The organism is Prochlorococcus marinus str. MIT 9302, assembly GCF_000759975.1.
GTDB lineage: Bacteria > Cyanobacteriota > Cyanobacteriia > PCC-6307 > Cyanobiaceae > Prochlorococcus_A > Prochlorococcus_A marinus_M.
Genome location: NZ_JNAM01000002.1, coordinates 63,969 through 85,579, shown reverse-complemented (window position 1 = coordinate 85,579; position 21,611 = coordinate 63,969). Strand labels below are relative to the sequence as shown.

The window sequence follows — 21,611 nt, the reverse complement described above, 5'->3', positions numbered from 1 at the left end:
ATTATTACTTCAAGCTACCTTTTGTTCATTATATTTCTTAATAGATAAATCATTATCTGTCTCTTTAATTTCTTTTGCTGATGCATCTGCCATACTTCTTGCGTCTAAACATAAAACCTTTCTTAATTTCGCAAAATTTGCTGCATGAGATTTTCTACCATCTTTTTGCGCCGAATACTCAGATTGTTGAAGAATATGGTGCAGATGAGTTAACAAATATGGACTAATTACAGCTGATACCAAAACATCACTATTTTCATTCTCGGAAGAATCAGAATGAAATAATCTTTTTTTCTTTTTATCAATAATCGAACTTTTAGGTGAATCAAGTTTTCTTGAATTTTTCATGAGGCAATAAAAACAATTAATTGATACAGGCATATATTTCCTTACTAATAATATACACAAAGATAGTATCCTTGACTAACTGTGTATACTTATAAGTAACAGTTATCCACTTTGACTCATGGCTACCCGTCAACATTCAACAAATGGGAAGCCTAAATCCCCTAGAATTCAAGTAGTCCTTCCCGAATTAATTTGTGAGCAGCTAACGATTGCAGCAACTAATGAATCTAGAACAGTCAGTAATATGGCAAAAGTGTTAATTCAAGAAGGTATACAAAAATACTTTGAGAAAGAGTGCAAATCAGTTATTTCAGAACATAATGTAAATACAGATAAATTTAGAGACGAACTTGAGAAACAAAGCGTAAAAAGATTAAAAAGAGCTCCTCAAAGGATTAGATACTATAAAAAATCTGACTAAAAATAACTAATTTTGAGGCAATTTCTGTAAATCTGCAGTTTTTCCCATAACTACCAAAATATTTCCTCTTTCCAAGATATATTTTGCAGGAGGATTCACTGTTAACTCTTCCGCAGGGCCTGCTGCAAGAACATTTACTAAATAATTTTTCCTCAAATTTAAATCTCTCAAAGATCTTCCAATAAATTCCTCTGGAACAGTTATTTCATCTATACCAGTTTGATTATCTAGCTCTAATCTTTCAATTAGATTTGGTCTAACCAGTTCTAAACCTAATCTTTCGCCTTGCATTCTGGAAGGGAAGACCACTTTATCGGCACCTACCCTTTTTAACATTTTTTCATGCAAGTCACTCGTCGCTCTTGCTATTACTCTTTTCACTTTGCTCCCTTCACTATCCTTAGCAATAAGTGTTGTAGTTATACTTGCTTCAATAGGTTCACTTATACCTACTACAACAGTATTCATTTCAAGAATTCCAGATTCCTTCATAGACTCTTCATCAGTACAATCTACAACTCTAGCTTCTATTGAAGGTTCCAATTGCCTCAAATCATCAATAGCTTTTTCTGAATAATCTGCAGCCAAAACATCTGCACCATTACTTATAAGTTCTCTACAAACTGCGGTTCCAAATCTTCCAACGCCAACAACTGCAAAAGTGAGAACTTCTTTTTCTCTCTTTTGAGACCACTGCCACCAATCCGCCATAATAAAACTCAGTCAATCCTAAACATAAAGATCAGCCCTAGGATAGCCAATTCTCTTTTGTCTATCTATTCTACTCTTATAAAGAGCCTGCCAAAGTGCACTTAATAACAAAAGAATGCCAAGTCTTCCTACAAACATACCGACAATAAGAATAAATTGGCCAAAATGATTTAATTTTGCAGTTAAACCAATGTCAAAACCAACTGTTGCAAATGCAGATATGCAAGTGAACAGAATTTCTAGAAATGTAAAAGATTCTTTTTTAACAAACGTATTAGTTGTACTTAGCAGCATTGCCATTAAAAGAACGAAAAGCAAAGAGCCTACCGTAATTCCAACTGCCTTCAGAATAACCTTATCTGAAATTAATCTATTGCTAATAATTACATCTTTCTGACCTCTTAAGGTTGATCTTGTTGCAGCCATTAAAGCAATAAATGTAGTTGTTTTTATGCCTCCACCAGTGCCTCCAGTACTTGCTCCGATAAACATCAATGTCATTAATAACAAGAGACCCGTATCTGATATGGAGTTCAAGGAGATCGGGTAATTTGTAAAACCTGCAGTTCTTGCACTCACTGTTTCAAAGATTGATGATAATAACTTTTCAAACAAATTCAAATCATTGAAAAATTGACTATTTAGCAATGTTTCAGTGATAAAAAATCCTAATGATCCGATTAAAATCAAAGAAAAGCTTGTCCTAATAACTAATCTGGAATGAAGGCTTAATTTTTTATATGAAAGATTTTTTTTGTTACTCCAAATATCATCAATTACCCTCCATCCAAGTCCACCCATAACAATGAGAAAAACAAACACACTATTAACCAAAAAATTTGTTCTATATTCTTGAAGACTATTTGACCATAAAGAAAAACCTGCATTGTTATATGCAGATATGCTATGAAAAATAGCGGACCAAAGTCTTTCCCAATTATTTTGAATATCTACAAATCCAAAAGAATATAAAATAATTGCGCCAAAAGAAATTATACAAGTTGCAGTAATAGCAATGCTTTGAAAAGTTCTACCAATCCCTCCTACTCCAAATTCATCCAAAGTCTTTCCTTTGTCCAATCTAGTTCTAAGCTTTGCCCCCTTTACAACGAAACCTTGTAAAAAAGTCGTAATAGCCATTAATCCTAGGCCACCTGATAAAAGCATAAAAGCCAAGAAAACTTGGCCAAAAAAATTTAAATCAACACCAATATCTATTATGGATAAGCCAGTAACGGTTATAGCAGAAGTAGATGTAAAAAATGCTTCCCATAAACCAACCTTTGAAGATGAGCATAGAGGGGAACTCAAAACTAAAGTTCCAAAAAATATAATAAATAATCCTGTAACAATAGTAAATTGAGGTACAGATAGTTTTCTGTAAGCATCTTTTAACTTATAAACATTACTTGTTAATTTCACTTTATTTATCTAAAATTTAAAATTATCAATGCTGGAACTGTCAATGACATTATAAGTGTTAATCCAGCTCCGTATTTTGCAATATCAAAAAATCTATATCTTCCAGGACCGTAAACCATTAAATTTGTTTGATAACCCATTGGAGTCAAGAAAGATTGACTAGCTCCGAACAAAACAAGCATTATTAAAGCAGTAGGTGAAATGCCTAAAACATTTGAAAATTCAATAGCAACAGGCAAAATTAAAGCAACCGAAGCAGCATTACTAATAAATTGGGTAAGGATAACGGTCGATACAAAAATTACCACAAGTGCAAAATACAGGGGCATACCATTAAGTGCAAAATTGAGATTGACTGCTATTAAATCTGCTAATCCTGTGACTTGCATGGCCACACTAAAACACGAGAGTGATCCCAGTAATAAAATCACGTCTAACCTAATTGATTTTTGTATTTCTGCAGGTCTTAAACATCCAAAAGCAACCATGGCAATAACTGCTAAAAGAACTGACCCGACTAATGGGATATTAGTAACAGAAGGCAAAACAACCATTCCGATAGCAATTGCAATCGATATAGGTTTTTTAATCAAGACAGGTAAATCATCTTCAAATTGATCTAAAATAAGCAAATCATTACTGGCTTGTAATCCTCTTATTGAATCTAAAGGCGCTTGCAATAATAAGACGTCTCCAGCTCTTAAAACAGCTTGACCTAATCTCTCCTGAACAGTTTGCTGGCCTCTTCTAAGTGCTAAAACTGTTGCATTATGACGCTGCCTGAATCTTAATTCTCGCAAACTTGCACCTGCTAAAGTTGACCCGGCTGGCAATAAAGCCTCGAAAGTTTTAGTACCTTCATCATCTGAGAACACATTAGCTCCGCCGAAAGATGTTTTATTCTCTCCTAATAAAATGGTATGTTCCTGCTGAAGTCTAAATAAATCTGCTCTTGTAACGCGTATTATTAATCTATCATCCGGTTCAATCTTTCTATCTGCCAAGGGGGGAAGAATAACTTTTCCATTGCGTTGCAACTCAAGAACATCAACGTCAAATCGTCTTTGCAATCTACTATTTCTGACAGATTGTCCAACTAATTCTGACGCAGAGGGAATAGTAACTTCAGTAAAATAAATATTCATATCACCTTTTTTAATAAAATCCTTATCTCTACCTCTATCTGGCAAAAGCATGTCAGATACTAAAATCATGTAGGTTGTACCTATCAGCCACACAGGAATTCCAATTGAAGTCAAACTAAATAATTCCAAAGCTCCATAACCTAATTGCTGACTAATATCACTTACAAGAAGATTCACTGAGCTACCTAATAATGTCAGAGTTCCACCTAGTAAAGTAGCAAAAGAAAGAGGTAATAAAACTTTAGATGGTGATATATTTCTCCGCTCACACCAGCCTTCAATTAAAGGTAACAAGGATGCGACTACTGGAGTATTAGGTACAATTCCCGATATTGGAGCAACCAAAAAAGCTATTAATGAAATTAATTTCCTTGGCGTTCTAATACTTTCAGAAGCAATCAATTCTCTTACTCTGTCTAAGGCTCCACTTTTAAATAATGCAGAGGAAACTGCAAATAAACCCATAAGAGTAATTAAGGAGGGGCTACCAAATCCAGCCAAAGCTTTTTCAGGGGAAAGAACCCCTGTAGATATAAATATTCCAACACATAACAAACCAGTCAATTCTGGAGCAATTGTATTTTTGATAAACAAAATTATTGACATCATTAAAACAACTACCGTTATAAACGCATCATAATTATTACTAACAACTGCAATTAAATTCATATGAAACTTATTTAACTCAATATACCCAAAAACAATATTTCAAAAAAGTTTAATTAGAGTTATCTTTTTAAAAAAACTTTTTAAAAATAGATTTTTTTTGAAATATCCATGAAGATGCAGATTTTATACTTTCATTAATATCAGGCAATTTAGAGGCATAAATAAGCCTTCTAGCCTCAAAAGCCAATTTACCCGATAAAGTAACCCCAAGCCCAGAAATTGAAGCTTCACCTATTCCTAAGCTAATCATTTCACCATTGTCTTGAAATTCAAAAGGTAAGGGATCTTTTCCTTGAATTAATAGTGCTAGATTTTTAGCGAGATGTTTTCCTTCCTGCATAGCAACCTGAGCTGTTATAGGTAACTCCTCCATTCCTGAAATGATTGAAATATCGCCAAGAGCAAAACAATTGTTATGGTTTTCTATTTGCAAATTATTATTAACTAAAATTCTTCCATATTTTTTTGTTATGTAATCAGTTTCCAAGTAAGACAAATTAGGTTTAACTCCGGCAGTCCAAATAACAATATCTTTATCCAAAGAAGTTATTCCATCCTCACTAGAAATACTAATTTCAGTTTTCGAGACTTCTTTAACTGTAGAATTTAAAAGAATGTTGATTTTTCTTTTTTCTAATGCTATCTCGGCTTGTTCTCTATTAAAAATTTTGTTTCTACTAAGAATCTCATTAGATTTTTCTATTAAACTAATTTGAAATTGATCTGTAAATATATCTTGAATTTTACATGCCAACTCGATACCAGATGGACCACCTCCCACTATGAATAACTTTTTATGAGAAGAAGTTTTTTGTGATTTTGTTAAAAAAGATTTTAATTTATTTAGATCATGAAAATCATTAAAAAAGTAACAATTTTCTTCTACACCTTTTATAAAAAAACTATTTGGAATAGATCCTGTACAAATAACAAGATATTGATAACTTAATTTTAATTCGTCACTAAATTCAAGAATATTTTCTTTGAAGGAAATCTTTGTTAAACAATTTTTTAAAAAAGTTATGCCTGCATCAGAAAAAATATTTGCAAATTTTGGAGTGGCTTCCCAAATTCTTATTTCTTTACTTAAAACTTCATACATCAAAGGTTTAAATATAAATTTGGATTCTGAATCAACTACAAGAATTGGTAAGGAAGGATTCAGATTCTTTAAATTCAAAGCAACTGTCATTCCGGCAAAACCTGCTCCAACTATTACTATTGGTTTTTGTATTGATTTCATTAGCGAAATATTGTTATGCGTAAATGTATTATTAAACTATACGAATAATTTTCAAATTGAGCGAAATAAAATTAATCTCATAACCAACTTGAAGAATGATTGAAAACATCCACGAAGATATTCAACCTAACTTGAGCAAATATAATCAAGAACTAATAGCGTTAAAGGCTCAAGAAATGATTACATGGGGTTATAAAAAGTTTGATAATCAATTTGCAATTACAACAAGTTTTGGTATACAGTCATCAGTTATTTTAAATATGGTCAGGAAATTATGTCTGCAGAAAAAAATTAAAATATTTTGGATAGATACAGGTTACCTACCACCAGAAACATACCAATATGCTGAAAAGCTTATTGAAGATTTGTCCTTAGAAATAGAAGTTCTGCAAAGTGAATTATCCCCAGCAAGAATGGAGGCTATATACGGAAAACTTTGGGAAACAAATAAAACTAGTGATCTAGATAAGTATCATGAATTGAGAAAGATAAAACCTTTAGAAAATGGTCTAGAGAAATATAATATTCACTGCTGGGCAAGCGGTGTCAGATCAAGCCAAACAGAAAATAGAAAAGAAATGAAATTCCTAGACATAATTCGTCAAAGACTTTCTTTAAGGCCTTTATTAAATTGGACAAATAAAGATATTTTTTATTACATGGAAGAAAATAATTTACCTACCCATCCACTTTTTAGTAAAGGTTATTCAACTGTAGGTGATTGGCATTCCAGCTCTCCCGACGGCAATAAAACAAAAGGGAGAGCAACAAGATTTGGGGGGATTAAACAAGAGTGTGGAATACACACTAATAATTAAATTGATCATAAAAAAATGGTCTCAGATATAAATTTTTTATTAGTAGGTAATAGTAGGCTTCATTGGGCTAAATATTATAAAAATCAATCAAAATTCTTTCATACCAAAAAAGAGCAAAAAGTTCCTGAAAATATAGATCTTGATCAGTTAATCTGGGCTTCTGTAGGAAAATTACCTGATTTTTTTCTGAAAGGAGAAAATCAAATAAAAACTAAAGATATTAGTTTATCAAATCTCCCTGATTATTTTGGGGTTGATAGAGCTCTTGCCTGTCTTGCAGCTTTAAATATTATTGCAAACCCTTTGAAAAAAGATTTGCTAATTGCAGATTTTGGAACAATATTATCAATAACAAAATTAAATTCAAATGGATCTATTATCGGTGGGCAACTTGTTCCAGGTTTTCTGACACAATTAAAATCAATGGGACAAAACACAAAAAATCTTAAAGTTCCCAAAAAATATAATATTCCAACCAAAGATTTTTTGTTTAACACAGAAGAAGCAATCTTAAAAGGAGTAATCAACTCTCTTACTGGTGTGATTAATAGTTTATTTAATCCCAAAAAGGATATTTTAATAATATGTGGAGGAGACTCTGAATTACTCACAAAATCTCTGAATACTCAAAAAGAAAATATTATCAATGCTCCTAATTTAGTTATGGAGGGGATGATTATTCACCACCTGTCCGTAAGAAAATTAGCTTAACCCAAGGTCTGCAATTATATGATCAGCCATTATTGCTGCTTTTACCTTTAAGTAAATTTTTTCGATGTTACCTTCAGTATCAATTAAAAAAGTATTTCTCATCATTCCCATATATTCTTTTCCCATGAATTTCTTCATTCCATAGCTATAGTAATCAGAAGAAACTTTGAAAGGTTCAGGATCAGTTAAAAGAATAAAAGGTAAATTAAATTTTTCTATAAACTTCTGATGAGAAGATGCATTATCTTTACTAATACCAAGCACAACAATATTATTTTTTTGGAGTAAATCCCAATTCTCTTTAAAACTACATGCTTCTTTAGTACATCCTGGAGTATTATCTTTTGGATAAAAATATAGTATTATTCGTTTACCTTTAAAACCACTAAGAGAAACTTCTTTATCATAAGAATCTTTTAATTTAAATTCTGGTGCTTTGTCGCCAACCTTAAGAGCCATTGAAATTATTAAATGAGTATGAATATAAAATACCAAAAATTTGGTTTTATGAGATTAAAGGTGTGCAAGATGTCGCAACTATAGAAGAAATTAAAACTGCAAAAAACCTAACAAATTCAAGATCAAAGATTTTCTTAGAAACAAGAGCTTATTTGCGACAATCACTTTCAACACTTTTTGATTTAGACCCCCTAGAAATTCCAATTAATGCTAATCCTGGAGAACCTCCAAGTTTACCCTCTGGTATGGGAAATATCAGTTTAAGTCATTGTAAAGATGCCATTACTATAGTCTGGTACAAAGGCAAAATAGGGATTGATATTGAGAGAACAGATAGAGATTTTAACCATTTAAAATTTGCAGAAAAATATTTTTTTCATACCAATAAATCAAACCATAATAATTATTTAACAAAAAATATGATATTAAATCAATGGTGTGCTGTTGAAGCGGCTATAAAATGGGATCATGGAAAATTATCTAAAGACATTAACCATTGGCAATTTTTTGAAAAGCCAAAAGAGTTAATTCATAAGAAGAAAAACATACATTTAAATTATTCACAGATTAACTTCCATAATTGGACTATAGCTTTAGCCTACGAAGAAAAAACTTCTTTTAATCCTGAGATTATTTGTTGTTCGAAAAATTTTTAGTTTTCTTTTCTTCTAAGCAGTTCTTCATATTGAGTTTTTTCCCATCCATTATTATTTGGTTCCCATATTTTTAAATCTCTTAAAGATTTAGGAAGATATTCTTGTGCGACCCAATTACCTGGATAATTATGAGGATTGACATAACTATTAGAATTATTTTTTAAATGAAGTGGAACATCAAAAGCGTTAGTAGATTTGATTGTTTCAATTGCTTTAAAAATACTTTTCGTACTATTACTTTTTGGAGACATAGCTAAATATAAAGCAGCCTGCGTTAAAAAATATAATCCTTCTGGAAAACCAACTCTATCAAAAGCATCACAACAGGATTGTACAACTACTATGGCATTAGGATCAGCTATTCCAATATCTTCACTGGCAGATATAAGTAGTCTTCTAAAAATAAAATTAGGATCTTCACCAGCCTCAAGCATATTCGCAAGCCAGAATAAAGTTGCATCTGGATCAGAACCTCTTATGGACTTGATAAAGGCACTTATTACATCGTAATGATTTTGACCATTTTTATCGTAAAGAATATTTTTCTTTTGAATTGCATCCTCTGCTATTGAGAGATTAATCTTAATTTCTTTAGCATCATTTTCAGCAGTTGTTTCTATAGCCATCTCTAGCGCATTGATTAATGTTCTTGCATCACCGCCAGAAAATTTAATTAAATGACTCATAGCATCTTGAGTTAAATAAACCTTTTTTGAATCATTTTTTTTAGAATAGTGATTTATGACTTTTTGTATTATTTTCTGCAAATCATTTTGTGACAAAGGAAGTAATGTAAAAATACGAGACCTACTAACAAGCGCTTTATTAACAGCAAAGAAAGGGTTTTCAGTTGTAGCACCAATAAAAGTTATAGTTCCATTTTCTATTGAAGGTAATAAAGCATCTTGCTGAACTGACGTAAATCTATGAACCTCATCGATAAATAAAATTGTTTTTCTTTTGGAATTTATTAATCTATCTTTTGCATTAGCGATTTCATTTCTTAATTCTTTAACACTTGATAATACTGCATTTAACTTAATTAATTTTGAACGAGTATTAAAGGAAATAATTTCAATTAGAGTAGTTTTCCCAACACCAGGAGGGCCAGAAAAAATAAAATTACTAATCTTATCGTTTAATATTGCACTTCTTAAAAGCGAATTCTCATTCAGGATTGGTTGTTGACCATAAAAATCTTCCAAATTCTTTGGCCTTAATTGATCTGCCAAAGGTGCGTTATTTTCTATTTGAGAATAATTATTAAATAAATTTTCTGAATGCATATAAATAAAATCAAAAAATCATTACTTTCAAGTCTATGTAATTACTGTAGGAGTTTCCATTTGAGTAAGTTTTGAAATGTTTAATAAAGCATCCAAATCATTAATTAGAGGTTTCAAAGCGATCTGAGGATTTAACGAAAGATTCTGTTGAGGATTGAAAAATTTCTCAAAGTAAAGTCTTAATGTTGCACCCTTAGTTCCAGTTCCAGAAAGGCGCACAATTACTCGTGAATTATCATCAAGCACCAATCTTAAACCTTGATTTTCACTTGTGGAATTATCAACGGGATCTAAATATGAAAAGTTATCTGCAACTTTAACTAGATGGCCAGCAAAACTATTTCCTTTTAAATGTTCGAGCATAGAAGTTAGGTTACCAAAGATTTGATTAGCAATATTTGAGGGAATTGCCTCATAATCATGTCTTGAATAATAATTCCTACCAAATTGTTTCCAATGATTCTGTATCAAATCACTTACCGAGCATTTTTTCTCAGCTAAAACTTGTAACCAATACAAAACTGCCCATAGTCCATCTTTCTCTCTCACATGATTACTACCTGTTCCGAAACTTTCTTCTCCACATAAAGTAATTAAATTAGAATCTAAAAGATTTCCAAAAAACTTCCAGCCAGTAGGTGTCTCGAAACAAGGTATATTTAATGCTCGAGCAACATTATCAACCGCTGAGCTGGTTGGCATGGATCGTGCCACGCCTGTAATACCATCTTTATAACCAGGGACATATTTTGTGTTAGCAGTAATAACTGCCAGGCTATCACTAGGATTTACAAAACATCCACTTCCTAAAATCATATTCCTATCTCCATCTCCATCGCATGCAGCACCAAAACTATAAGATTTTTTATTTAATAACAAATCAGCCAAGTGGGATGCGTAAGTAAGATTAGGATCAGGATGTAAACCTCCAAAATCTTTTAACGGGTTACCATTCATGACACAATCATGTCCAAGACCCATTTTTTCAACAAAAATATTTTTTGCATATGGGCCTGTAACCGCATTCATTGCATCAAAGATTAACGAGAAGTCTTTTTTTAAAAAATCACTAATTTGATCAAAATCAAAAATTTTCTCCATCAAATTAGAATAATCTTTTAATCCATCAATAATTTCTAAGGTAGTTTCACCGTAAGTATAAGTTCCATATTCACTAAAATCAGGTAATTGAATATTACAAATTTTATAACTAGTTAGTAATTGTGAAGCTTTGAAAATCTTATTAGTAATTATCTCAGGAGCTGGGCCACCATTAGAGATATTCAATTTCACTCCAAAGTCGCCATCAATCCCACCAGGATTATGGCTTGCAGAAAGAATAATTCCACCAATAGCATTTTCTTTTCTAATTAAATGTGATGTCGCAGGAGTAGATAATAAACCGTATTTTGGAACAATAACCTTTTGAACTTTATGAGCAATGCATATTTTGACAATTTTTTCTATTGCTTCAATATTGCCATATCTGCCATCACCACCAACTACTAATGTTGAACCTTTTAAATCTTCCAATGATTTTAAGATTGCTTCAATAAAAACTTCTAGATAATGTTCTTCCTGAAACTTTAAAGTACTTTTTCTTAAACCAGAAGTGCCTGGTTTTTGATCTAGAAAAGGAGAATTGATATTAATTACACTAACTTGAGTCATATTTTTTAGAAACTTACAGAAATCTAACTAAATTAATGAGGCATTTCGGAAGTTCTTAACATAGCGATAAACCATAATGAAGAAATTAATAATGCACTAAGAATTCCATAGTTAACACCAAATTTGGAAATTGTAATTGGAACTATTAGTGGAAATGTTAAGGCCCCAAACAATGGAGTAAAAGCTACAATTTTTTTCAGCATTAATTTAATTTATTAAAACCATTCAGTCCGAGCATTATCTTTTTCATTAGTATCGTCAAGTGGTGTAGTTCTATCAAATTTCATTGATATACTTTTTTCTTGCTCACCAGATACATCAACAGCTTTAATATCATATTTTTGAGTCCCATCTCTAAATGGAACTTGAATTCTAAAAGTACCATCTGCAGCAAGAGGTACATCTTCTCCACCTATTGTCAGTTTTGCAGAAGGCTCTGTAGCTCCATAAACAATTAATTCAGCATCAGCAACGAGCCAAAAAGATCTATTTTTAACAATTCCGCTTCCAGAATCATTTAAACCTGATGACCATTTACCAGCACCTGAGTCTGTAATATTATCATTGAGGTTGGTTGAATTTACATTTTCCATAAATTCTTCAGAACCAACTTTTCTTCTGAGAGGAATGTTAGTTGCTGCTTGATATAGCCTTTCATGCATACCATTTTGTTCAGAAACAACAGGATTTGAAGTATCTAGGATTGACTCAGAAGTAGAATCCAAATTAAAAGGTACAAATTTATCAAGAATTTGCTCAGAAGGATGAGAGCCAGGAACGTGGCTTATAGAAGAAAATGCCAATGACATCCAGTTAAAACCATATTTGTAACCTAATTCAACTTTATAGTCTCTATCTGCAAGTGGGATTGGTAAGTACCATTCAGTACTATAACTATCAACTGCTATCTCCCTAAGTGTTCCTTGATTAAAGTTGCTTCCTTCAGAACCAGATGCATCAAATAATCGTAAGCATAATTTATTGGCTCCCAAAGATTGTGCTTTTTCTCTATCTGCATCAGAAATTTGCCAAAAAACATAAGCCCAATCTGGATCTCGGGGTAGGAAAACTACATTTGTTTTAACTTCTTCACTACTTTCGAAAGCATTAGCATTGGACTCAAAAGTTTCTTCAGATTTTGACTGGGGAGTAGTATATATTTTTTTTATAGATTTTTCTTGATATTTGACTATTAAATCAACTAAAACAGCTTTTGTTTTGCGACTGTACAGCGGAACTGATAATTTACTTGCTTCTTGACGTAATTGTCTGAGGGTAAGTGAGAGTAATTGATCTTTATTCATGATCCCATCAGCCACTTTAAATTCTCCGTTTTTGTTTGGGATCAGTATGTTCTTTTTTTTTAGAAATTGTGTGTCTTTTTGTCCTGTCGTCAGGATCCTCTGACTACTAAAAAATTCTCAAAATTGATATTTCTCTTCAAAACAGTTGGTATCAAAGCAATTAATAAATTTTCAGATCTTTTTTAAATGTAAATTAATTTTCTTTTTTTTTAAATTTTATTACCTGAATTTGTTAACGACTCAACAAAAATAAATTTTTTCTTCGGGATCAATTAATAAGGGCATTCAGCGTTGTTTAACTAAAAGTACTAAATCATCTATCTCTAAATCGTCAATACTTTTACCTATTTTTTTTGAAAAAGTACTTAATTTTTTCGAAGTGGATTCTAACTGCTCATAAAAAAGATCACTAAATTTTTTATCATCAAATTTTTTAGATTGGTTATCACACCATTCTCTCAGGGGATTTTTATTTTGATATTCAAAACTATTATCTAAATTGATAATTTTTAAAATCTGGAGGCAATGAGCGAGTATTCTTAAATGATGTTTCTGCATTATAGGTAGATCAAGATTATCAATTTCTTGAATAGTTTCTATATTTAATGGGTTAGACAAGGTATCAAGATGATTAGACATTAATTTTTAGTTTTAATAAAGGGAAAAAACTCAATATTGGGGTTATCTTTCGTTTAAAGTATATAAAGCTAATTGTAATAAGTTATTTTTGATAACATGGTCAACGAAAATTTAGTGAAAGATGTAGTAAAAGAGCCTTACAAATATGGTTTCGTTACTGATATTGAAACTGAAAAAATAGCAAAGGGATTAAATGAAGATATTATAAGATTAATTTCGCAGAAAAAAGAAGAGCCAAAATTTCTTCTTGATTTTAGATTAAAAGCCTTTAAAAAATGGCAGAAAATGAAAGAGCCTGATTGGGCAGGATTAGGATATAAACAAATTGATTATCAAGATATAATTTATTACTCTGCTCCTAAGCAAAAAGAAAAAATCTCTAGTTTGGATGAAGTTGATCCCAAACTTCTTGAGACTTTTGACAAATTGGGAATACCCCTTACGGAGCAAAAAAAACTCACAAATGTAGCAGTAGATGCTGTCTTTGATAGTGTTTCTATAGCCACAACTTTTAGAGAAGAACTTGCTGAACATGGAGTTATATTTTGCTCAATTAGTGAAGCAGTAAAACATCACTCGGATTTGATTGAAAAATATTTAGGTACTGTAGTTCCACCTAGTGATAATTATTTTGCAGCACTAAATTCTGCTGTTTTTAGTGATGGTTCTTTTGTTTATATCCCAAAAGGTGTTAACTGCCCTATGGATCTATCTTCTTACTTCAGAATTAATAGTGGAGATTCAGGACAATTCGAAAGAACACTAATCATAGCTGAAGAATCAAGTTCTGTAAGTTATTTAGAAGGTTGTACAGCCCCAATGTTTGATACAAATACCCTTCATGCAGCAGTTGTAGAGCTTATAGCATTAGACGACGCCTCAATAAAATATTCAACAGTGCAAAATTGGTATGCAGGTGATGAAGAAGGTATTGGCGGAATTTTTAATTTTGTCACCAAGAGAGGAAAATGTTTAGGTAAGAGAAGTAAAATTAGCTGGTCTCAAGTTGAAACAGGGTCTGCAATTACATGGAAATATCCTAGCTGTCTTCTTTTAGGGGAAGAATCTGTAGGAGAATTTTATTCAGTGGCACTCACCAATAATCTTCAGCAAGCAGATACCGGCACAAAAATGATCCATATTGGTCCTAAGACCAAATCAACTATTGTTAGCAAAGGTATTAGTGCAGGTAACTCAATAAATAGCTACAGAGGTCTTGTCAAAATGGGAACAAAAGCTACAGGATCAAGAAATTACAGTCAATGTGATTCAATGTTAATAGGGGACCAAGCTTCTGCAAATACATTCCCTTACATCAAATCTCAACAACCCAATTCCGAAATTGAGCATGAAGCAAGCACATGTAGAATCTCAGAAGACCAACTTTTTTATCTCCAAAGCAGAGGTATAGAATTTGAGGAGGCAGTATCTATGATGGTCAGTGGTTTTTGCAGAGATGTATTTAATCAATTACCTATGGAATTTGCTGCTGAAGCAGATAAGTTACTGGCACTTAAACTAGAGGGATCAGTAGGTTAATGAATCAATTTCTAAACAGAAATGCAAAGTAAAATGAAAGAATCAGATCCAATTTTAGAAGTTGAAAATCTCTATGCATCTACTGATAATCTTCCAATTTTAAAGGGGGTTTCACTTACTGTCTATCCTGGAGAAATCCATGCCATTATGGGAAGAAATGGCTGTGGCAAAAGTACTCTTTCGAAAATCATTGCAGGACATCCCTCGTATAATATTACAAATGGCGACATAAAATTTTTAAGTGAAAACATCAACTCTCTAGAACCTGAAGAGAGAGCTCAATCAGGAATTTTTCTTGGTTTTCAATATCCAATTGAGATTCCAGGTGTAAGTAATCTTGAGTTTCTTAGAGTTTCAACTAATGCTAGAAGGAAATTCCTAAACAAAGAAGAATTAGATACTTTTGATTTTGAAGAATTAGTTAAAGAAAAGTTAGAAATTGTAAAAATGGATCATGCATTCCTATCAAGGAGTGTAAATCAAGGATTTTCCGGAGGTGAAAAAAAAAGAAATGAAATTCTGCAAATGGCTTTACTTGAGCCCAAAATAGCAATATTAGATGAGACCGATTCTGGTCTAGATATTGACGCTCTAAGAATAGTGGCAGCAGGAATTAAAAAAATATCTAATGCAGAAACTGGAATTATACTTATTACCCACTATCAAAGATTATTAGATGAAATTAAACCAAATTATGTCCATGTTATGTCAGACGGACAAATCATAAAAACTGGTGAGAGCGATCTTGCTCTAGAGCTTGAGAGAAAAGGATACGAATGGACTGATAACTTTATAAAAGAGACCTAAATAAATGGAAATTATTGAAAAAATAAAAACCAATAAATCTAATGATAATCTAACAGAAATACAAAAAATCTGTCTAGATAAATTAGAATCAAGTCCCCTCCCTAGTCCTAAAAGTGAACAATGGAGACTTTCAAATAAATCAAAATTTTCAAACTTTTTAAACTACTCGGTTAATGAAAAAGATCCAAAATTTGATACCCCTTTTCCGAACACTTCTCAAAGTACGATTAGGTTAGTAATTGGTGATAATTGCCAAATTAATTTAATTGAGGAAAATTATTCTATAAAGCAACTAAATGAGGATGAATTAATTAAATATATCAAGGAACAGATATCTTATTTTGATCAAAACGAAAATTGGAGTGACTTACTAAATCTGTCTTTAAACTGTACAAAGAATATCTTGGGATTAAAAATAAATGGATCAGCAATCCCTCCCATTGAAATCTTTAGTCACGCATCAAGTAATTCTTTAAACGCAAAAACCTTGGTAATATTTTTAGAAAAGAATTGTGATATTGATTTATTACAAGTAAATCTTGGTAAAGACAACTCTTCATTATCTCAATCAACGTTCTTTTGTTTAGAAGAAAATAGTTCCGTAAACCATGGTGTTGTTTCTTACGGTGAAAACAAATCAAATCTATTAAATTCTCTCAATGTCATTCAACAAAACAATAGCGAATACAATTTAGGATCTTTACATTTCAAATTTAATTATGCAAGATTTGAAATTCGTATTAAACAATCTGAAGGAAACGCAAAAACCAATATCAAAGGAATGCAAATAACAAAAAAAGATGAACAAATTTCTACTTTTACAAAAATAGACTTTCATGGCCCAAATGGATTTCTAGATCAAATCAATAAATCACTTGCTGACGATAAATCCCATGCAATATTTGAAGGTTCAATAATAGTTCCGAAAATTGCCCAGAAAACTGATGCTTCTCAATTAAGCAGAAATTTACTTTTATCAAATCTCGCACAAATAGATACCAAACCTCAATTAGAAATAATTGCTGATGATGTCAAATGCAAACATGGAGCTACAATTTCACAACTAAATGAAGAAGAACTTTTTTATATGCGGACAAGAGGGATTACATTAAAAGAAGCAAGTAAACTACAATTAAGTTCTTACTTTCAAGAAATAATTTCATTTATTCCCATTTCAAAAGAGAGATGGGATTTGCTTGATAAACTTTTAAATGAAAATTAATGGAAACAATTCAAAATTTTCCTGAAATAACTAAGAAAGACTTTCCTCTTTTAAATAAGAACTTAAAAAGTAGTGAGCAAATTATTTATTTAGACCATGCTGCAACCACTCAAAAACCAATACAAGTCTTAGAAAAAATTAATGAGTATTATAGAAACTTTAATGCCAATGTACATAGAGGCGCTCATCAATTAAGTGCTAAAGCGACAGAAGAATTTGAAAATGCAAGATATTTAATTAGCAAATATATAAACGCGAATTCAACAAAAGAAATTATTTTCACAAGAAATGCTACTGAAGCAATCAATCTAGCGGCTAGATCATGGGGCGAATCTTCATTAAGAGAAAACGATGAAATTCTCTTATCAATAATGGAGCATCATAGCAATATTGTTCCATGGCAAATGGTTGCAGCAAAAAATAAATGCAAATTAAAATTTATAGGTATAGATAAAAATGGGAAATTAGATATCGACGATTTCAAATCAAAACTAACATCTAGAACGAAGATTGTTAGTCTAGTGCATGTTAGTAATACTCTAGGTTGCTGTAATCCAATCAAAGAGATAACTAAATTAGCTAAACAAAAAGGTTCTCTAGTGTTAATAGATGCATGTCAAAGTTTGGCCCATCAAAAACTAGATGTAATTGATCTTGATATAGATTTTTTAGCGGGTTCAGGACATAAGCTTTGCGGTCCTACAGGTATTGGCTTCCTCTGGTCAAGAAAAGAAATTCTAGAAAAAATTCCTCCTCTCTTTGGAGGTGGCGAAATGATTCAAGATGTTTTTGAAGAGACAAGTACTTGGGCAGAACTACCACATAAATTTGAAGCTGGAACTCCAGCCATTGCAGAAGCAATAGGTCTTGCAGAAGCAATTATTTATATAAACACTATTGGATTGAATGAAATTCATGAATATGAAAAGACTATTACTAAATATTTATTTGAAAAATTAAATGAAATAGAAAATGTTGAAATTATTGGTCCATCGCCCGAGATAGATCCAGACAGAGCATCACTTGCCACCTTTTATGTAAAAAACATACATTCAAACGATATTGCTGAAATTCTTGATTCAAAAGGAATTTGCATCAGAAGTGGTCATCATTGCTGTCAACCTCTTCATAGATACATTGGAATTAAATCTACGGCGAGAATTAGCATGAATTTCACAACCAATAAGGAGGAAATTGATATATTTATAGAAAAATTAAAAGATACTATTAATTTTCTAAAAATCAATTCTTAAATATTCAAAGCATTTTTTAAAAATTCCTGAGATTTTTGCATTACTACTTTTTTATTTTCAATATTTTTAAACCCATGCCCCTCATTTTCAAAAAACATAACTTCTGAATATTTATTATTTCGGATCAAAATTTCTTGAATTTTTAAAGTTTGTTCATAAGAAATAACTTTATCTTTTTTTCCATGAAACAATAAGATAGGTTTTTTTATTTTGTTAATATAATTAATCGGCGATCTATTTATATAATCATCATGATTTTTTGAATAATTTCCTACCAAAGAATTTAAATAATCTTTTTCAAACCTATGAGTGTTGTAATGCATATCCTCAAGATCAATAACAGGATATTTACAAATTGCAGCTGCGAAAATAGACCCATATAATAAACAATTTAGAGCAGTTAACCCACCAGCACTATTACCAAAAATTACTACTTTATCACTATCAACTAGATTTAATTTAATTAATTCAAGAGCTAGTGCTTTGCAATCATAAGAATCAACAATACCCCATTTATAATTCAACCTCTCTCTGTACTCTTTGCCAAACCCAGAAGATCCTCCATAATTAACTTCAGCAACAAAAAATCCCTTCGAAGTCCAATATTGAACTTCAGAATTATATGATCCGTCAAAGAATGAAGTTGGTCCACTATGTGCTTTAACTAGTAGAGGTGGCTTTCTAAATTTTTCAACAATCGGCCTGTATAACAAAGAATGAGTTGCTTTATCTTCAAAACCCTTGAACCAAAAAGATTCAGGTTTTGAACAATCTTTTATATATTCAAAATATATTTCATTAGAAAAATTTGATGAAACTTCTTCTGCAAAATCAATTTCAAGTAAATTTCCCAAAAAATCAGATCCATAACCTTTAAAAGCCAATTTATTCTCAAAAACACTAAAATTAGTTATTGATGTAAAAGGAGTTGAAAATTCTTTAACCAATTCAAGATCTTTATATTGTTCCACTATTAAATTATTTTCTTTTTTTGCTAGGCAAAATAAATTTTTTATAGTCCCTGAAAAAAATGTTATTCCGGAGACCCATTGTGGTGCTCCATATTCAATCAAATTTCTCTCTACTCTTTTCTTAATCAAAATATTCTCAATTTCACTAACATCTAAAAACAATAAGTTCCACCATCCGGAACTATCTTCAGAAAATACTAAAAGTGTTTCACTTATCCAATAGGGTTGAAAAAAAGAAACATTTTTTTTGGCATTTATAAGCTTATTTGAAAATTTCTTTATTTTTTGAATCTCTCCATCTAAATCTATTTGAGCAAAAAACAGATCATTTTTCTCCCAGGGCATGTATGGAGAATCCCACTCTATCCAAGAAAGTAAGTTAGCAGAAGTATTAGAAGATAATTCTCCAGCAAAATTTTTAAATTTTTTTATTCGATGAATATCTTGTTTAGTTTTTTTTAAGTTTAAAGAAAATAAATAATCTCTATTATTTATTTCGCAAATACCATACAAAAAATTGTTTTCAGAAATGACAAATGAAGAATCGAAATTTCCATCAATTGATTTAGATAGTTGTCTAGGTTCTTGAACTGAATCGAGATATTTATTTTGACTTCTATAATTTGACGCTGCCTCTTTAAAAATTTGAAACCATACTGCCTTAGTAATCTGATCTATCCATATCAAATAAAAATTATTTTTAATATTTATACATTTATAAGATTTACCACCATATCCATGAAAATTATTTTTAATATTATATTTTTTACTTGTTAATTTCTGAGGAAACGCCTCTTTTTCGTTAAATGGTCTTACAAAAATAGCATTCTCATCTTGAACTTCACCAACAACATCAATCCAAAAAATGGTATCCCTAATAATAGTTAATTCCTTAAAAGCTTTTTTTTTAGATTCAGTTGGCCTAACTTTTAACTTATCATCATTACTCATTTAAAAAAACTATAAAGAAAGTAAATTAAAGTGCTAGTATTTTTATAGCTAAACTCTTAATTAAAAACTTTTTTAACGTGGCAAACCATTTTTCACAACTTGCAAAAAAGTCAAAAATAAATGTAAGCTCAGAAAAAATTGCAAAAGAACAAACAGGTAAGCCATCTCTAGACATTTATAAACTTGGTGATGATGTATTAAGACAAAATTCCAAAAGAATAACTAAGGTTGACGAATCGATTAGAAAACTTGCTAGAGAAATGCTTCAAAGCATGTATGCAGCTAAAGGAATTGGACTTGCTGCACCTCAAATTGGTATCAACAAAGAGCTTCTTGTAATAGATGTAAATTTTGAAGATTCAGCAGCAGAACCTTTAATATTAATCAATCCAGAAATTACAGACTTTGGAACAACCCTTAATTCATACGAAGAAGGCTGCTTGAGTATCCCTGGCGTCTATTTGAATGTAGTAAGACCATCAACTATAAAATTAAAATTTAGAGATGAAATGGGGAGACCACGCAAAATGAAAGCAGATGGACTTCTAGCGAGGTGTATTCAACACGAAATGGATCACTTAAACGGAATATTATTTGTTGATAGAGTTACATCAAAAGATGATTTGAACAAAGAACTTATAAAGGAAGGGTTTAACGAAAAAGACGTAATTTCTATTAATTAATCTCATGACTGAAACTACAATATTTCAAAAAATAATTAATGAGGAAATTCCCTGCGATAAGCTTTATGAAGATGAATTTTGTATTGCATTTAATGATATTCAGGCGCAAGCTCCAGTACACTTTTTAGTGATTCCTAAAAAACCAATTATCAATTTATTAGATTGTATTGAAGAAGATGTAAATTTATTAGGCCATTTACTATTTGTAGGTAGCAAAATAGCTAAGTCAAAAAATTTAACTAATTGGAGAACAGTAATTAATACTGGATCAGAATCGGGACAAACAGTTTTTCATTTACATATTCATTTTTTATCTGGAAGAAAAATGAATTGGCCTCCAGGTTAAAACTCTCGAAATAAATGTTTTTCGTTTATAAATAAGTAAAAAGAAAAATGAATACACCAGATTCCTTAAAGACAGAATCCAAAAATTTATTAAATTTAATCTCCAAAAATTGGGAAGAATTAGATGACTCACTCAAAAGTAAGTTAAAAAAAATTCTGAGCGTTTTAACTTATAAATGGCAATTACAAATTTTATTTAATTTACCTTTTCTACTATGGTGGGCATTAGATAAGTCCTTTCCAAAAGTACATGAGTTTGATGCAACAATTTTGAATTACTTAAATTTACCTGACTGGGCACTTTCATTTATTGGCTTTAGTCAATAGACTTCTAAAA

The 21,611-nt window shown here is 31.1% G+C and carries 23 protein-coding genes; 11 read left to right on the top strand and 12 right to left on the bottom strand.

All coding sequences use genetic code 11. From position 1 onward, the window contains the following. Nucleotides 1-9: 9 nt before the first annotated feature. On the bottom strand, nucleotides 10-348 hold the full coding sequence (locus EU96_RS08150; protein WP_032525792.1) for a hypothetical protein: 339 nt from the start codon (nucleotides 346-348) through the stop codon (nucleotides 10-12). A gap of 118 nt (nucleotides 349-466) precedes the next feature. On the opposite strand from EU96_RS08150, the gene EU96_RS08155 reads away from it, so the two are divergent. Then, nucleotides 467-769, top strand: a complete 303-nt coding sequence (locus EU96_RS08155) for a ribbon-helix-helix domain-containing protein (protein ID WP_032525791.1) — start codon at nucleotides 467-469, stop codon at nucleotides 767-769. Nucleotides 770-775: 6 nt separating this feature from the next. Here EU96_RS08155 and EU96_RS08160 read toward each other — a convergent pair whose 3' ends face one another. From EU96_RS08160 to EU96_RS08175, 4 genes are all read right to left on the bottom strand, one after another. After that, nucleotides 776-1,480, bottom strand: a complete 705-nt coding sequence (locus tag EU96_RS08160; RefSeq protein WP_032525789.1) for a potassium channel family protein — start codon at nucleotides 1,478-1,480, stop codon at nucleotides 776-778. 18 nt (nucleotides 1,481-1,498) lie between these two features. Next, a complete protein-coding gene (locus tag EU96_RS08165) occupies nucleotides 1,499-2,902 on the bottom strand; it encodes a TrkH family potassium uptake protein (protein WP_032525788.1) in 1,404 nt (467 codons plus the stop codon). A gap of 5 nt (nucleotides 2,903-2,907) precedes the next feature. Further along, nucleotides 2,908-4,716, bottom strand: a complete 1,809-nt coding sequence (locus EU96_RS08170; RefSeq protein WP_032525787.1) for an SLC13 family permease — start codon at nucleotides 4,714-4,716, stop codon at nucleotides 2,908-2,910. Between the two features lie 67 nt (nucleotides 4,717-4,783). Continuing rightward, on the bottom strand, nucleotides 4,784-5,959 hold the full coding sequence (locus tag EU96_RS08175) for an NAD(P)/FAD-dependent oxidoreductase (RefSeq protein ID WP_032525786.1): 1,176 nt from the start codon (nucleotides 5,957-5,959) through the stop codon (nucleotides 4,784-4,786). Between the two features lie 95 nt (nucleotides 5,960-6,054). On the opposite strand from EU96_RS08175, the gene EU96_RS08180 reads away from it, so the two are divergent. After that, nucleotides 6,055-6,777 (top strand): phosphoadenylyl-sulfate reductase, encoded by a 723-nt coding sequence (locus EU96_RS08180; protein ID WP_032525785.1) that lies wholly within the window; start codon nucleotides 6,055-6,057, stop codon nucleotides 6,775-6,777. 15 nt (nucleotides 6,778-6,792) lie between these two features. Beyond that, nucleotides 6,793-7,488 carry a type III pantothenate kinase gene (locus EU96_RS08185; protein ID WP_032525784.1) on the top strand — a complete coding sequence of 232 codons (696 nt, stop codon included), beginning with the start codon at nucleotides 6,793-6,795 and terminating at the stop codon, nucleotides 7,486-7,488. Here the strand turns inward: EU96_RS08185 and bcp are convergent. Further along, complete coding sequence (gene bcp, locus EU96_RS08190; protein ID WP_032525850.1) at nucleotides 7,480-7,947, bottom strand: thioredoxin-dependent thiol peroxidase; 468 nt, start codon at nucleotides 7,945-7,947, stop codon at nucleotides 7,480-7,482. The two genes, EU96_RS08185 and bcp, sit on opposite strands and share 9 nt — an antisense overlap. Between bcp and EU96_RS08195 the strand changes: the two genes are divergently transcribed. Then, on the top strand, nucleotides 7,947-8,603 hold the full coding sequence (locus tag EU96_RS08195; protein ID WP_032525783.1) for a 4'-phosphopantetheinyl transferase family protein: 657 nt from the start codon (nucleotides 7,947-7,949) through the stop codon (nucleotides 8,601-8,603). The genes bcp and EU96_RS08195 overlap by 1 nt on opposite strands. Here the strand turns inward: EU96_RS08195 and EU96_RS08200 are convergent. The 5 genes from EU96_RS08200 to EU96_RS08220 form a co-directional block, all read right to left on the bottom strand. Then, nucleotides 8,600-9,889 (bottom strand): AAA family ATPase, encoded by a 1,290-nt coding sequence (locus tag EU96_RS08200; protein WP_032525782.1) that lies wholly within the window; start codon nucleotides 9,887-9,889, stop codon nucleotides 8,600-8,602. The genes EU96_RS08195 and EU96_RS08200 overlap by 4 nt on opposite strands. 33 nt (nucleotides 9,890-9,922) lie before the next feature. Beyond that, complete coding sequence (locus tag EU96_RS08205; RefSeq protein ID WP_032525781.1) at nucleotides 9,923-11,560, bottom strand: alpha-D-glucose phosphate-specific phosphoglucomutase; 1,638 nt, start codon at nucleotides 11,558-11,560, stop codon at nucleotides 9,923-9,925. 32 nt (nucleotides 11,561-11,592) lie between these two features. Beyond that, complete coding sequence (locus EU96_RS09985; RefSeq protein WP_011375642.1) at nucleotides 11,593-11,763, bottom strand: hypothetical protein; 171 nt, start codon at nucleotides 11,761-11,763, stop codon at nucleotides 11,593-11,595. A gap of 12 nt (nucleotides 11,764-11,775) precedes the next feature. After that, a complete protein-coding gene (locus tag EU96_RS08215) occupies nucleotides 11,776-12,879 on the bottom strand; it encodes a DUF4912 domain-containing protein (RefSeq protein ID WP_032525780.1) in 1,104 nt (367 codons plus the stop codon). A gap of 270 nt (nucleotides 12,880-13,149) precedes the next feature. Further along, nucleotides 13,150-13,503 (bottom strand): hypothetical protein, encoded by a 354-nt coding sequence (locus EU96_RS08220; RefSeq protein ID WP_032525779.1) that lies wholly within the window; start codon nucleotides 13,501-13,503, stop codon nucleotides 13,150-13,152. 96 nt (nucleotides 13,504-13,599) lie between these two features. On the opposite strand from EU96_RS08220, the gene sufB reads away from it, so the two are divergent. The 4 genes from sufB to EU96_RS08240 are packed head-to-tail and all read left to right on the top strand — an operon-like array spanning nucleotide 13,600 to nucleotide 18,324. Beyond that, a complete protein-coding gene (gene sufB / locus EU96_RS08225) occupies nucleotides 13,600-15,042 on the top strand; it encodes a Fe-S cluster assembly protein SufB (protein WP_032525778.1) in 1,443 nt (480 codons plus the stop codon). A 21-nt stretch (nucleotides 15,043-15,063) separates the two neighbouring features. Then, nucleotides 15,064-15,849 carry a Fe-S cluster assembly ATPase SufC gene (gene sufC / locus EU96_RS08230; RefSeq protein WP_032525777.1) on the top strand — a complete coding sequence of 262 codons (786 nt, stop codon included), beginning with the start codon at nucleotides 15,064-15,066 and terminating at the stop codon, nucleotides 15,847-15,849. Between the two features lie 4 nt (nucleotides 15,850-15,853). Beyond that, nucleotides 15,854-17,071 carry a SufD family Fe-S cluster assembly protein gene (locus EU96_RS08235; RefSeq protein ID WP_032525776.1) on the top strand — a complete coding sequence of 406 codons (1,218 nt, stop codon included), beginning with the start codon at nucleotides 15,854-15,856 and terminating at the stop codon, nucleotides 17,069-17,071. Beyond that, nucleotides 17,071-18,324: an aminotransferase class V-fold PLP-dependent enzyme gene (locus tag EU96_RS08240; RefSeq protein ID WP_032525775.1), complete on the top strand. Its 1,254-nt coding sequence runs from the start codon at nucleotides 17,071-17,073 to the stop codon at nucleotides 18,322-18,324. The genes EU96_RS08235 and EU96_RS08240 overlap by 1 nt, the downstream gene beginning before the upstream one ends. On the opposite strand, the gene EU96_RS08245 is transcribed toward EU96_RS08240, so the two are convergent. After that, nucleotides 18,321-20,246: an alpha/beta hydrolase family protein gene (locus EU96_RS08245; protein WP_032525774.1), complete on the bottom strand. Its 1,926-nt coding sequence runs from the start codon at nucleotides 20,244-20,246 to the stop codon at nucleotides 18,321-18,323. The genes EU96_RS08240 and EU96_RS08245 overlap by 4 nt on opposite strands. A 77-nt stretch (nucleotides 20,247-20,323) precedes the next feature. Between EU96_RS08245 and def the strand changes: the two genes are divergently transcribed. Genes def through EU96_RS08260 form a run of 3 tightly spaced genes read left to right on the top strand, consistent with a single transcriptional unit; the run spans nucleotide 20,324 to nucleotide 21,601 of the window. Then, a complete protein-coding gene (def, locus tag EU96_RS08250) occupies nucleotides 20,324-20,929 on the top strand; it encodes a peptide deformylase (protein ID WP_032525773.1) in 606 nt (201 codons plus the stop codon). A 4-nt stretch (nucleotides 20,930-20,933) separates the two neighbouring features. After that, the gene (locus tag EU96_RS08255) at nucleotides 20,934-21,275 is read left to right on the top strand and encodes a histidine triad nucleotide-binding protein (RefSeq protein WP_032525772.1); all 342 of its coding nucleotides are present in this window, start codon (nucleotides 20,934-20,936) and stop codon (nucleotides 21,273-21,275) included. 47 nt (nucleotides 21,276-21,322) lie between these two features. Then, nucleotides 21,323-21,601, top strand: coding sequence for a hypothetical protein (locus EU96_RS08260; RefSeq protein WP_032525771.1), 279 nt, complete (start codon nucleotides 21,323-21,325; stop codon nucleotides 21,599-21,601). Nucleotides 21,602-21,611: the final 10 nt, after the last annotated feature.